The 12,327-nt window shown below is 71.3% G+C and carries 11 protein-coding genes; 5 read left to right on the top strand and 6 right to left on the bottom strand.

Going from position 1 to position 12,327, the window contains the following annotated elements; genetic code table 11:
• Nucleotides 1-164: 164 nt before the first annotated feature.
• The 5 genes from ABD292_RS19690 to ABD292_RS19670 all read left to right on the top strand — a co-directional run bounded on the left by ABD292_RS19690 (nucleotide 165) and on the right by ABD292_RS19670 (nucleotide 6,361).
• Nucleotides 165-3,440: a sensor histidine kinase gene (locus tag ABD292_RS19690; protein WP_344209182.1), complete on the top strand. Its 3,276-nt coding sequence runs from the start codon at nucleotides 165-167 to the stop codon at nucleotides 3,438-3,440.
• On the top strand, nucleotides 3,437-3,859 hold the full coding sequence (locus ABD292_RS19685) for a roadblock/LC7 domain-containing protein (protein WP_020546551.1): 423 nt from the start codon (nucleotides 3,437-3,439) through the stop codon (nucleotides 3,857-3,859). Before ABD292_RS19690 ends, ABD292_RS19685 begins: the two co-directional genes overlap by 4 nt.
• A gap of 23 nt (nucleotides 3,860-3,882) precedes the next feature.
• On the top strand, nucleotides 3,883-4,284 hold the full coding sequence (locus ABD292_RS19680) for a DUF742 domain-containing protein (RefSeq protein ID WP_084685891.1): 402 nt from the start codon (nucleotides 3,883-3,885) through the stop codon (nucleotides 4,282-4,284).
• Nucleotides 4,265-4,843 carry a GTP-binding protein gene (locus tag ABD292_RS19675; protein ID WP_344209178.1) on the top strand — a complete coding sequence of 193 codons (579 nt, stop codon included), beginning with the start codon at nucleotides 4,265-4,267 and terminating at the stop codon, nucleotides 4,841-4,843. Before ABD292_RS19680 ends, ABD292_RS19675 begins: the two co-directional genes overlap by 20 nt.
• Before the next feature lie 69 nt (nucleotides 4,844-4,912).
• The gene (locus ABD292_RS19670) at nucleotides 4,913-6,361 is read left to right on the top strand and encodes a pyridoxal phosphate-dependent decarboxylase family protein (RefSeq protein WP_344209176.1); all 1,449 of its coding nucleotides are present in this window, start codon (nucleotides 4,913-4,915) and stop codon (nucleotides 6,359-6,361) included.
• Here the strand turns inward: ABD292_RS19670 and ABD292_RS19665 are convergent.
• The 6 genes from ABD292_RS19665 to ABD292_RS19640 form a co-directional block, all read right to left on the bottom strand.
• Nucleotides 6,336-7,064, bottom strand: a complete 729-nt coding sequence (locus tag ABD292_RS19665; RefSeq protein ID WP_344209174.1) for an SAM-dependent methyltransferase — start codon at nucleotides 7,062-7,064, stop codon at nucleotides 6,336-6,338. The two genes, ABD292_RS19670 and ABD292_RS19665, sit on opposite strands and share 26 nt — an antisense overlap.
• A gap of 53 nt (nucleotides 7,065-7,117) precedes the next feature.
• A complete protein-coding gene (locus ABD292_RS19660) occupies nucleotides 7,118-7,891 on the bottom strand; it encodes an ABC transporter ATP-binding protein (RefSeq protein WP_344209172.1) in 774 nt (257 codons plus the stop codon).
• Nucleotides 7,892-8,036: 145 nt separating this feature from the next.
• Nucleotides 8,037-9,272: an FAD-dependent monooxygenase gene (locus tag ABD292_RS19655; RefSeq protein ID WP_344210451.1), complete on the bottom strand. Its 1,236-nt coding sequence runs from the start codon at nucleotides 9,270-9,272 to the stop codon at nucleotides 8,037-8,039.
• 19 nt (nucleotides 9,273-9,291) lie between these two features.
• Nucleotides 9,292-10,167, bottom strand: coding sequence for an ABC transporter permease (locus ABD292_RS19650; RefSeq protein WP_344209170.1), 876 nt, complete (start codon nucleotides 10,165-10,167; stop codon nucleotides 9,292-9,294).
• The gene (locus ABD292_RS19645) at nucleotides 10,164-10,985 is read right to left on the bottom strand and encodes an ABC transporter permease (protein WP_344209168.1); all 822 of its coding nucleotides are present in this window, start codon (nucleotides 10,983-10,985) and stop codon (nucleotides 10,164-10,166) included. Before ABD292_RS19645 ends, ABD292_RS19650 begins: the two co-directional genes overlap by 4 nt.
• Nucleotides 10,982-11,977, bottom strand: a complete 996-nt coding sequence (locus tag ABD292_RS19640) for an ABC transporter substrate-binding protein (protein ID WP_329583833.1) — start codon at nucleotides 11,975-11,977, stop codon at nucleotides 10,982-10,984. The genes ABD292_RS19645 and ABD292_RS19640 overlap by 4 nt, the downstream gene beginning before the upstream one ends.
• Nucleotides 11,978-12,327 lie beyond the last annotated feature (350 nt).

Below are 12,327 nucleotides of genomic sequence, written 5' to 3'. Positions count from 1 at the left end.
TTCCAATTACCCAGCCGGACGGAATCCCATGCGCCACACGCGTGTCTGATTTCTTTCGAGCACGTACCGGCGAGAGGTTGCGAGAGTCAGTGAGGACGGAAAACCCCAGGCATACGAAGTCGGGGGAGTACACAGGCGGCAGGTTCCGGCTGGCTAACTGGCGTGTGCGCTCCAGGCTGGTCGCTCTGATCCTCATCCCCACGGTCGTGGGCGTGCTCCTCGCCGGCATCCAGCTGGCCGACGCCATCGGGACCAGCGCCGAGTACCGGCGCCTGACCCAGGTCGCGGAGCTGGTCCAGAAGGTCGGCGCGCTCAACCACGAGCTCGCCAAGGAGCGCACGCTCACCGCGTGGGCCGTCGCCACGGGCAACCGGGCCGGCCGCACGCTGCAGCTGAAGAACCAGCGCCAGGCCACGGACAAGGTCAAGGCGCAGGTGGAGACCGCCGCCAAGGCCATCGACGACTCCCACACCAGCCGCGTCCGCGAGGGCGTGGCCGAGATGTCCCGCTGGCTCGAAGGTCTCGACAGCCTCCGGACGTCGATGGTCGGGAACGTTCCGCCGCAGGCGTCCATCCGGACCTACACCACGATGATCGGCATCTTCTCGTCGATCCAGGCCGGTCTGGCCGACGGCGTCAACGACGACCGCCTCCAGAGGGACATCGCGTCGCTCGGCTCGCTGCAGTCGATGAAGGAGGAGGTCTCGCGCCAGCAGATCATGCTCATCGTCGCGCTGGCCGAGCGGAAGCTGGACGGCGAGGCCCTCACCGAGTTCCTGGGCTCCTGGGACAAGCAGCAGGCCGCCCTGGCCTCGTTCGAGGCCGAGGCGTCCGCCGAGGAGCTCAAGGCCTACCAGCAGGGCATCAGGGGCCAGCAGATCGACCGCGCCGACGCCATGCGCCAGCGGGCGCTCGCCCAGATGCGCGAGTACAACAAGCTCGGCGACCTCGACGTCACCACCTCCCGCGACCTCAGCCTCTGGTACGACAGCACCACGGCGACCTCCAACGCCATGCGCAAGGTCGAGGACAACCTGGCCACGAAGATCGTGACCCGCACCCGTGAGCTGAGCGACAGCGAGCAGCGCAACGCCATCATCTCCGGCGCGATGATCCTCGTGCTGCTGCTCCTGGTCCTGGTCATCACCACCCGCGTGGCCGGTTCGCTGGTCCGCCCGCTGCGCCGGCTCCGGGCCGAGGCGCTGCAGGTGGCCACCACCCGGCTGCCCGAGACCGTCCGCGTGCTGCGCGAGTCCGGCGAGAGCGCGCAGGTGCCGGAGGTCCCGTCCATCGGCATCAACACCCGCGACGAGATCGGGGAAGTGGCGCGGGCCTTCGACGAGGTCCACCGCGAGGCGATCCGGCTGGCCGGCGACGAGGCCAAGCTGCGCGCCAACGTCAACTCCATGTTCGTCAACCTCTCCCGCCGCAGCCAGACGCTGGTCGAACGGCAGCTCCAGCTCATCGAAGGTCTGGAGCAGGGCGAGGAGGACGAGCAGCGACTGGCCAACCTGTTCCGCCTCGACCACCTGGCCACCCGCATGCGCCGCAACAGCGAGAACCTCCTGGTCCTCGCCGGCCAGGAGGCCGCGCGCAAGTGGAGCGAGCCGGTGCCGCTGGTCGACATCGCCCGCGCCTCGCTGTCGGAGGTCGAGAACTACGAGCGGGTCCAGATCTCGATCGCGTCCAGCACGCTGATCGTCGGCCCGGCCGTCACCGACGCCGTCCACCTGCTCGCCGAGCTGATCGAGAACGCCATCTCGTTCTCCCCGCGCGAGAGCAAGGTCACCGTGACCAGCACCCCCGCCGAGGGCGGCGTCCTGGTCACCATCAACGACCAGGGCATCGGCATGAGCCAGGACGAGCTGGGCGAGGCCAACTGGCGCCTGGCCAACCCGCCGGTCGTGGACGTGTCGGTCTCGCGGCGCATGGGCCTGTTCGTGGTCGGCCGCCTGGCCCTGCGCCACGGCATCCGGGTCCAGCTCAGCCAGCGCGAGAACGGCGGCCTGAGCGCGCTGGTGATGATGCCCGACATGCTCATCAGCGGCGGCGTCGGCGTGCCCCAGCAGGGCGGCCAGTACGAGGCGTTCACCTCGTTCGACCCGAGCATGTTCAACCAGCCCTCGGCCAACGGCGGGCAGCCCTCCGTCAACCAGGTGCTCGACACCGAGTGGCCGGGCTCGCTGCCCGCGCCGGGCAGCACCGGCACGAGCTGGCCGTCCTTCGGCGAGCAGCCGTCGTTCGACCCGCCCTCCACCGACCAGCCCTCCTTCGACCAGCCCTCTTTCGGCCAGTCGCCCTTCGGCCAGCCCCGCTTCGGCGAGCAGCAGCCGGCCGCCTTCGGCGGCGACCGGCCGGGCCCGTTCGACCGCGCCGGCTTCGACCAGCCGCCCGCGGCGACGCCGGGCGGCCCGGGAGTGGACGAGCAGCGCTGGCCGTCCTTCGCCGAGGAGCCTCCGGCTCCCGCGCGGCAGGAGGAGCGCTGGCACTCCGAGGAGACCTCCCGCTGGCCGTCGTTCGCCGAGGAGCCGCCCGCTCCCGCGCAGCAGCAGCCGCAGCAGCCGTTCGCCGAGAACCGCTGGCCGTCCTTCGCCGAGCAGCCGCCGCCCGCGCAGGACGACGAGCCGCGCTGGCCGTCCTTCGCGACCGAGCCGCCCAAGGAGCAGCCGGACGAGGCGTCCCGCTGGTCCTCCTTCGCCGACCCGCTGCCGCGCAGGGGTCTGTTCGAGTCGGTCGACCGGCCGCGGCCGGCCTTCGGCCCCGACTACGCCTCGCCCTTCGAAGAGGACCCCAAGCCCGCCGACCGCTACGAGCAGAACGGGCACTCCGGGCTCGGGGCCTTCAGCGCCGGCAACTACACCTCCCAGGACATGACCGGCCCGCTGCCGGTCGTGCGCAACTCGCCGCTGGAGGAGCAGAGCGAGGAGTTCCTGCCGATCTTCTCCTCGGTCGGCTCCGACTGGTTCCGGCGGCCGGAGCCCGAGCAGGTCAGGCAGCGCATCGAACCGGTGGAGGACGAGCCCGAGGTGACCGCCGTGCACCCGGCCATCCCCGCCGACGCCACCGCGCCGCCGCCACCGGTCCAGCCGGCCGCCATGCCGCCGGCCGCGAGCGCGTCCAGGTCGTCGGGGCTGCCGCAGCGCCGGCCCGGCGCGTCGGGGGCCGGCGCCAGCTGGTCCTCGCCCGCTGACGCCGGTTTCCAGGCCGCGCAGGCCGCCGCGCAGCCGCAGCAGGCCGGCACCACGAGCTCCGGTCTGCCGCGCCGCGTGCCCAAGGCGAACCTGGTGCCCGGCACGGCCAGCCTCGCCGAGCCCCAGCCCACGTCTCCGCCGCCACAGATCTCGCCCGAGCGGTTGCGCAGCCGGCTCTCCAGCTTCCAGCAGGGTGTCCGCCAGGGCCGAGCGTTCACGCGCGGAGAAGAGAATGAGGAGGACAAATGAGAGAGATGAGCCAGGGAGCGCGCGGCATCAGCTGGCTGATCACTGACTTCGTGAACAACGTGCCCGGAGTGGCGCACACGGTCGTGGTCTCGTCGGACGGTCTGCCGCTCGCGTACTCGGAGGGTTTCCCGAAGGACCGGGCCGACCAGCTCGCGGCCGTCGCCTCCGGTGTGATCAGCCTGACTCAGGGCGCCGCCCGGGTCTTCGAGGGCGGTATGGTGACCCAGACCGTCATCGAGATGCAGCGCGGGCTCTTGATGATCATGTCCATCAGTGATGGGTCCTGCTTGGCGGTTCTGGCCGCCCCCGACTGTGACATGGGTCTGGTGGCTTACCAGATGACCCTGCTGGTCGAGCGGGCCGGGCAGGTGCTGACGCCGGCCGTACGCGCTGAACTGCAGGCGGCCCGTCCCCGCTAGCCTGGGGGCGTCGACAGGAGATCATGGTGACAGGTCAGGGTTGGGCTGGTGATAGCACTCCGCCGCATCCGGCGGCGCCACAGTCGCGCAAGAGCTCGTTGGTACGGCCATACGCCGTGACCGGCGGGCGCACTGCGCCACGGATGAAGTTCGCCATGGAGGCGTTGGTGTCCTCCGTGACGTCGGAATACCAAGACATTTCCCTACTAAGTCCGGAGTATCAGGCGATCATCCAACTGACTCGTAACGTGCGGTCGGTTGCTGAGATCTCCGCCCTTTTACGCCAGCCCCTTGGAGTGGTCCGGGTGCTGATCGCCGACATGGCGTCGGAGGGCCTGATCCGCGTGCACCAGCCTGCGCTGGAGGCGGGAAAGCCGGACCTCAACTTGCTCGAAAGGGTGCTCAGTGGACTTCGAAGGCTCTAGCCCCGGCCTTACCTCGACGAAGATCGTCGTGGCGGGGGGCTTCGGCGTTGGCAAGACGACGTTCGTGGGTGCGGTCTCGGAGATCCTCCCCCTCACCACGGAAGCCGTCATGACGGACGCGTCCGCCCACGTGGACGACGTCTCGCTGACGCCGAACAAGACGACCACGACCGTGGCGATGGACTTCGGCCGCGTCTCGCTGGACCGTGACCTGATCCTCTATCTGTTCGGCACGCCGGGCCAGCACCGGTTCTGGTTCATGTGGGACGACCTGGTGCGCGGCGCGATCGGCGCGATCGTGCTGGTCGACACCCGCCGCCTGGCCGACAGCTTCCCCGCGATCGACTACTTCGAAGAGGCGAAGCTGCCGTTCGTCATCGGGATCAACGGCTGGGACGGGCACTTCGCCCACCAGGAGGAGGAGATCCGCGAGGCGCTGTCCATCGGCGGACACACCCCCATCGTGCGGCTGGACGCCCGGCAGCGCGAGTCGGTCAAGGCGACCCTCATCACCCTCGTGGAGCACGCCCTGACCCGCCACATGCACGAGCCGGTATAGCCCGGCTTCGCGGGCGCCTCCCGGGTGTGGATCCCCGGGCGGCGCCCGTCCGGGTGACAGGATGCGGGCATGCACGTGACCCCGTACCCACTCGAACCCGGCCCCGAGCAGACCCGTGAGATGGGCGAGGCCGCGCTGGCCCTCGTCGAGGACTTCCTGCGCGACCTGCCGGACCTGCCCGCCCTCGCCCCGAGCGACGCCGGCCTGCTCGCCGGCCTGCGGGAGCCGGCCCCCGAGCACGGCAGCCCTCTGCCCGCCCTGCTGCGGACGGTGGCCGCGGCGGCCCGGCAGGGCGGGACGAGCGCGGGGCCGGGCTACCTGGCGTACGTGCCGGGCGGCGGGCTGTACGCCGCCGCCCTGGCCGACTTCCTGGCCGCCGCGCTCAACAAGTACGTGGCGGTCTGGGACCTCGCGCCCGCCTGCGCCCAGATCGAGGCGACCGTCGTCCGCTGGCTGTGCGACCTGTTCGGCCACCCGGACGGGGCACGCGGCATCCTGACCTCCGGCGGCTCGATGGCCAACTTCTCGGCGATCGTCACCGCGCGTACGGCGCTGCTCGGCGAACGCTTCCTCGACGGCGTCCTCTACGTCACCGACCAGACGCACGCCTCCTCCGCCAAGGCCGCCCTGCTGGCCGGCTTGCCCCGGGCGAACCTCCGCACCGTGCCCACGCTGCCGTCGCTCGCCATGGACCCGGCCGCGCTGACCGGTCTGATCGCGGCCGACCGGGCGGCGGGCCTGCGCCCGTTCCTCGTGATCGGCAGCGCGGGGACGACGAACACCGGCGCCATGGACCCCCTGACGGAGCTGGCCGGCATCGCGCGGGCCGAAGGGCTCTGGTTCCACGTGGACGCCGCCTACGGCGGGCCGTTCCAGCTCACGGCGCGCGGCCGTGCCCTCATGAGCGGCATCGAGCGGGCCGACTCGATCACGCTCGACCCGCACAAGGCGATGTTCCTGCCGTACGGGACCGGGGCGCTGCTGGTCCGCGACGGTGCGCGGCTGCGCGCGGCGCACCACCTGCGCGCCGACTACCTCCAGGACCTCGCCGCGGAGGAGGAGATCCCGAACTTCACCGAGTACTCGCCCGAGCTCAGCCGCGACTTCCGCGGCCTGCGGCTGTGGCTGCCGGTCAAGCTGCACGGCCTCGCCGCCTTCCGCGAGGCGCTGGACGAGAAGCTGGACCTGGCCCGCGTGGTGCACGACGCCCTGGTGGAGTCGGGGTTCGAGGTGCCGTGGGAGCCGCGGCTCACGACGGTGGCCTTCCGCTGGGTCCCCGAGCACGGCGACGCCGACGCCTTCAACGCCCGCCTGCTGCGCCGGATCAACGCCGCCGGGCGAGTGCTGCTGTCCAGCACCACGATCGGCGGCAGATACATGATCCGGGTGTGCGTCCTGAGCCACCGCACCCACCGCGACCGGATCGACGAGGCCGTCGCCGTCATCCGCACGGCCTGTGCCGAACTGCGGGCGGAGGTGGAACGCGCGCCGGTCAGGAGCGGCGCAGCAGGAGCGTGACGAAGCCGAGCAGGTCGCGGTAGCCGTTGAGCCACATATCGCGGTGCTCCCGCGCGGCCCGCAGCGCCTCGTCGCCGTCGGGGCCGGGGTGCTCGGCGGCCCAGCGGGCGAGGCTGCCGGTCCAGGAGAACTCGTAGTCGTCCCATTCGGCCCGGTCGCTGACGTGGGCGTGGACGGTGAGCCAGCCACTGGACTCGGCCGCCGCGACCGTGCCCGCGAGGTCGGGGAAGGCGCCGATCTCCGCGACCAGCTCCGGCGTCGGCGGACGCTCCCAGAACCCTTCGCCCACCAGCGCCAGCCCGCCGGGGCGGACGAACCTGGCGAGCGCCTCCACCGTGCCCTTCAGCCCGCCGAAGGCGTGCGTGGAGCCGACGGCGAGCACCAGGTCGTACGGCTCACCGGCGGGAAAGGCGCTGATGTCGGCGAGCCGCGCCGCGAACCGGCCGGCCAGGCCGCGGGCCTCGGCTTCGCGCTCGGCGGCCGCCACGGCGTGCGGGGACAGGTCCACGCCGTCGGCGACGGCCGACGGCACCAGCTCAAGGGCGCGCAGCGCCCACACGCCGGACCCGCAGCCGAGGTCGAGGACACGCGCGCCCTCGGGCAGCGCCGCGCGCCGCAGCAGCCGGTCGAGCGAGGCGTCGGAGACGGGCGCGGCGATCGGGTGGTCGGTGTGGGCGATGGCGCTGATGAGCTGTCGGTCCATCCCGCCATCTTCCCGGCCCGCGCAACTGGTTTTCCGTCGCGGGAGGCGACGGATCAGACGACCGCGGCGTGGCCCCGGACCAGGCGGCCCACCTCGGCACGCAGGTGCACGAAGTCGGGGTGCTCGCGGGTGGTGATCTGGTCGCGCGGCCCGGGAAGGTCGACCTTGAGGTCGCCCACGACGTGCGCCGGCGCCTTGGACAGCACCACCACGCGGTCGCCGACGTAGACGCTCTCGTCGATGTCGTGCGTGATGAGCACGATCGTCATCTGGTGGTGGCCGCGCACCTTGAGCACCAGGTCCTCGAGGTCTTCCCTGGTCTGCGCGTCCACCGAGCCGAACGGCTCGTCCATCAGCATCAGCGTCGGCCGGTAGGCGAGCGCCCGCGCGATCGCGACCCGCTGCTGCATGCCGCCGGAGAGCTGGAACGGGTATTTGCGCTCGGCCGCGGACAGGCCGACCGACTCCAGCGCCTCCATGGCGGCCTCGCGGCGGGCCTTCTTGTCCATGCCCCTGCGGCGCAGCGGCAGCGCGACGTTGTCGGCGACCGACATCCAGGGGAACAGCGAGCGGCTGTAGTCCTGGAACACCACGGCGAGGTTGTCGGGGGTCTGGCGCACGAGCTTGCCCTCGACCTTGACCTGGCCGCCGGTCGGGCTGATGAGCCCGGCGATCGAGCGCAGCAGCGTGGACTTCCCGCAGCCCGACGGCCCCACGATGCACAGCAGCTCGCCCTCGGCGACGCTCAGGTTGAGACCTTCGATGGCGCGGTGCTCGTTGGGGGTGCCGGCGCCGTACACATGGGAGAGATTGTCTATCTCGAGCAATGTGCTTCCTAGGGGGGCGAGACCGCGGAGGAGGACCGCGACTCCGGAAGGGTCGGAATTCGACTCTAGCGGAGCGGGCAAAGCTGGAGGAGTCGGTCAGGTAAACCTCTTCCGGGCGTGATCTTACTCGGGGAGACCGGCACTGTCATGGCGCACGTACGCTCCACGACTCCCGCTCGTTGAGCGCCCGCACGTCGGCGTCCGAGATGGCCCGCTGCGCGGCCGCCATGGCGGCCAGCTCGGCCTCGGTCAGCACGTCGGCGACGTCGCGGAAGCCGTCGGGCGCCCGCTCGGTCACCAGGGCGATCGTCTCCTCGACGGGCAGCGCCCGGTGCGCGCGCACCAGGGCCGAGGTGGGCGGAAGACGCTCGTCCTCGTACGCGCGCAGCGCCTCGGCCGGGTCGTCGTACGAGGCCAGGCACCGCGCCAGCACCCGGGCGTCGAGCACGGCCTGGGAGCCGCCGTTCGAGCCGATCGGGTACATCGGGTGGGCGGCGTCGCCGAGCAGCGTCACCCGTCCCTCGCCCCAGCGCGGCAGCGGCTCCCTGTCGACCATCGGGTATTCGAGGATGCGGCCGGTGGCCGCGAGCAGGGCCCGGATGTCGGCGGGGCGATAGGTCCAGTGCGCGAAGTGCGGCGCCACGTCGGACAGGCGGCCCTCCCTGCTCCAGTCGGCCGCGCCGACCTGGCCGGGCTCGGCCACCTTCACCTCGGCCACCCAGTTGACCAGCCGGGGGTTGGTCGCCGAGATGTGGTAGGTGACGAACTTGCCGGCCGTGTTGGAGCCGCCGACCAGCACCGTCGCGCCGTCGAGTATGGGGTCGGCCTCGGCGACCCCGCGCCACATCCTGATGCCCGCCCACAGCAGCGGGTCGCCGGTCGGATGCAGCCGGGCTCGCACCGCCGACTGCACGCCGTCGGCGCCGACGAGCACGTCCACCCGCTCGCGCAGCACCTGCCCGTCCGCCCGGCGCAGCGTGACGAGCACGCCGTCGCCGTCCTGCGCGCAGTCCTCGAAGCGCACCCCCGTGCGCACGGGGACGCCGCGCTCCTCGACCGCGGCGAGCAGCGCGAGCTGCAGCTCGCCGCGGTGGATGCTGTACTGGGGCCACCGGTAGCCGGCCGCGCGGCCCCGCGGCAGCGCCAGGATGACGTTGCCGTGCCGGTCGGCGAAGGTCATGGAGCTGGTCTCGACGCCGAGCGCCGCCAGGCGGCCGGCCAGCCCCAGCTCGGTCAGCTCGCGTACGGCGTGCGGCTGCAGGTTGATGCCGACGCCGAGCGGCCTGATCGTCCGCGCGGCCTCCACGACCACGCACTCCAGCCCGGCCGCGGCCAGGCTCAACGCGGTGGCGAGTCCTCCGACGCCGCCGCCCACGACCATGGTCCTCACCGTCGGCACCCTAACCGACCGGTTCCTGCGCCGCGCGGTGCCAGCCGAGCACGCGCCGCTCCACGACGAGGAACAGCTCGTTCAGCAGGTAGCCGAGCACCCCGAGCAGCACGATCGCGGCCCACATGGCGGGCAGGTCGAACATCGAGTACGCCTCCGTGAGCTGGAACCCGATCCCGTTGGTGGTGCCCGGCAGCAGCTCGGAGAAGACCATGACGATGAGCGAGAGCGACAGCGCGAGCCGCAGCCCGGCGAACATCTTGGGCAGCGCCGACGGCAGCACCACCCGCCACAGCCGCTCGGCCCGCGACAGCCGGAACACCTGGCAGGTCTGCAGGTGCAGCGGCTCCACGGCGCGGGCGCCGTCGGCGGTGTTGAGCAGCACCGGCCACACGATGCTGAACATGATGAACGCGAGCTGCATGCGCAGCCCGAACCCGAACACCACCAGGAACACCGTGACCAGCGCGGGCGGCGGCACGGCCCGCAGGAACTGCAGCACCCCGTCGAGGTAGTCGTAGACGCGGGCCGACAGCCCCACCGCGAGCCCGAGCACGACCCCGGCCAGCGCGCCCCCGGCGAACCCCGCGGCCATCCTGCCCAGGCTGGGCAGGATGTTCTGGACGGCGACGTCGCTCAGGAACAGCCGCTGCGGCGGCCCCGAGAACCACATCGCCTGCATCCGCGTCACGATCGTGCCGGGCGTAGGGAAGAACGCGCTGCCCGCCGCCCTGGTCGCCACCTCCCACAGCAGCACCAGCACGGCGAGCACGAGCCAGCGGAACGCGACCGTCCGCACGCCTCTCCTGCGGGCGGCGGCCCGGGACCGCCGGGCGATCCGCGGCGGCGCCGTGGCCTTCGCTGTGACCTCGGCTGTCGCTTTCACGTCTGCTCTCCCAACCGGGCGTGGTGCCAGCGGAACGCGCGCCGCTCGAAGGCGACCAGCAGGGCGTTCACCGCCACGCCGAACAGCCCGACCCAGCACACCCCGGCCAGGATGTCGGTCATGCGGGCGGGCACCGCGATGCCGGCGAAGTAGATGAACACGCCCATGCCCTCGCCCCGGCCGGCCACGATCTCGGTGCTGACGGTCAGGATCAGCGCGATCCCCGCGGCCAGCCGGACGCCGGTCGTGATGAACGGCGCCGAGGAGGGCAGCGAGACGCGCAGCAGCACCGACAGCGGGCCGAAGCCGTACGACCTGAGCGACTCCTTGGCCAGCGGGTCCACGCCACGGAGGCCGTACATCGTGTTGTAGAGGATCGGCCACAGCGAGGCGTAGACCACCAGCGAGATCCGCAGTTGCAGGCCGGTGCCGATGACCAGGGCCACCAGCGGGATCAGCGCGACCGACGGGATCGGCCGCAGGAACTCCACGACCGAGCGGGTGGCGGCGTCCACGACGGGGACGCTGCCGAGCAGCAGCCCGAGCGGCACCGCGGCGACCGCCGCGATCCCGAGCCCGACGGCCCAGGCGAGCAGGCTGGTCAGGGCGTGCGCGCGGAAGGCGGGATCGAGCGCGAGCGCCCCCATCCGCGCGGCGATCTCCGTCGCAGGCGGCAGGAACTCGCGGTCGGCCAGGCCGGTACGGCTGACCAGCTCGATCAGGGCGGCGAAGGCGAGGGCCCCGGCCGCCCGCCGCGACCACCGTGCGGTGGCGCCGGTCGGGCGGCCGGGGGCCAGGGCGGTGGCGGTCACGCTCACCCGGACGTGGTCGGCGACATGAGCGTCTTGACCTCGATCGCCTTGGTCAGCCAGCGGGCCTCCAGCATCCAGTCGGCCACCCGTTGCAACCGCACCGGGTTGTCGCTGCTGGAGAAGTAGGGGAAGGTGACGGTGGCCGCGGTGGCCGCGTCGATCTGCGTGAAGGTCGGCAGCACCTTGGAGACGACCTCGCGGTTGTTCTCCATGAGCTTGGCCGCGTTGTGGATGGCCCGTTGGAAGGCCGCCGCGACGCGCGGGTTCTTGTCGTACCACTCCTGCGTGCTGACGTAGCCGGAGATCGGGAACTCGGCGGCGGGGCCGGAGGCCGGGTCGAGGATCTTGCGGGCGCCCATGGTGGAGGTGGCCGCGGTGACCATCGGCTCGCCGAGGTAGGCGGCGTCGATCTGGCCGCCCTTCCACGAGGGCATGATGTTCTGGAACGTCACCTGCACGTACTTGATGGAGGCCGGGTCCACGTTGTTGGCCTTGAGCACCTGCGTCAGGGCCAGCTCCTGGAAGTTGTGCAGGACGTTGACGTTGATCGTCTTGCCTTCGAGGTCCTTGGCCGTCTTGATGGGCGAGGTGGGCAGCACCATGATGCTGAGCGAGTCGGGGGCCGCGCGGGAGCCCTCGGCCAGGATGCGCAGCTTGAGCGTGCCCTTGTCCTGGGCCTGGAACATCGACACGTAGTTGCCGAACATCGCGTCGATCTCGCCGTTGAGCATCATGGGGATGGCCTCGGGCGCGGCCTGGACCACCTGCGGGGTGACCTCCAGACCCTCCTTCTCGAAGAGCCCCTGGTCGATGGCGACGTAGAGGGCGGCGCTGTCGATGGCCGGCAGGGTGGCGACCTTGATCTTGGTCTTCTCCAGGCCGCCACTGGCGGCGGCCGGTGGCGCGCTGGCGGTCGTGCCGCCGCCTGAGCTGCAGGCTGCGGCGAGGGTCAAAGCGAATCCGATGATGGCGGCCCTGGCGGGACGGCCAAGCCTCATGTCAGGGACTCCCTTCAGATGGAGCCAGGGGGGACCGGGCGGCTTTCTGCTGCCGGCGGCTCTTGCGCCTGACGCGCAACAGGGCTCGACCGTAGCACCAAATTAGTGGTCATTATCGAGAAGATAACACTTGTGGTTGCAATGTCTGCTTGCCGCTATATCGTGAAAATTTGACGACCGGCAAGTAACTGGAGGTTTGTCCAGTTTGGGAATGGAGGTGTGAACGAGACCGACGTTACTGACGGGGCGGTTCTGATGAAACCCCTGTGGGTGAGGAAGAGGCCCGCGGGGCGATCTCTTACACCTTGTTTCCGCAGATGGACGGCTGTTTACCGATTCTGGCGTAATTT

The organism is Nonomuraea bangladeshensis (assembly GCF_039529455.1).
Taxonomy (GTDB): Bacteria; Actinomycetota; Actinomycetes; order Streptosporangiales; family Streptosporangiaceae; genus Nonomuraea; species Nonomuraea bangladeshensis.
This window is presented reverse-complemented; position numbering and strand designations above follow the sequence as displayed.

What these genes read in the sequence shown, in the direction of transcription:
- ABD292_RS19680 (WP_084685891.1), top strand. Translation starts at nt 3,883, where the DNA reads ATGGTGACAGGTCAGGGTTGGGCTGGTGATAGCACTCCGCCGCATCCG.
- ABD292_RS19655 (WP_344210451.1), bottom strand. Translation starts at nt 9,272, where the DNA reads ATGGTCGTGGGCGGCGGCGTCGGAGGACTCGCCACCGCGTTGAGCCTG.
- ABD292_RS19685 (WP_020546551.1), top strand. Translation starts at nt 3,437, where the DNA reads ATGAGAGAGATGAGCCAGGGAGCGCGCGGCATCAGCTGGCTGATCACT.
- ABD292_RS19665 (WP_344209174.1), bottom strand. Translation starts at nt 7,064, where the DNA reads ATGGACCGACAGCTCATCAGCGCCATCGCCCACACCGACCACCCGATC.
- ABD292_RS19640 (WP_329583833.1), bottom strand. Translation starts at nt 11,977, where the DNA reads ATGAGGCTTGGCCGTCCCGCCAGGGCCGCCATCATCGGATTCGCTTTG.
- ABD292_RS19670 (WP_344209176.1), top strand. Translation starts at nt 4,913, where the DNA reads ATGCACGTGACCCCGTACCCACTCGAACCCGGCCCCGAGCAGACCCGT.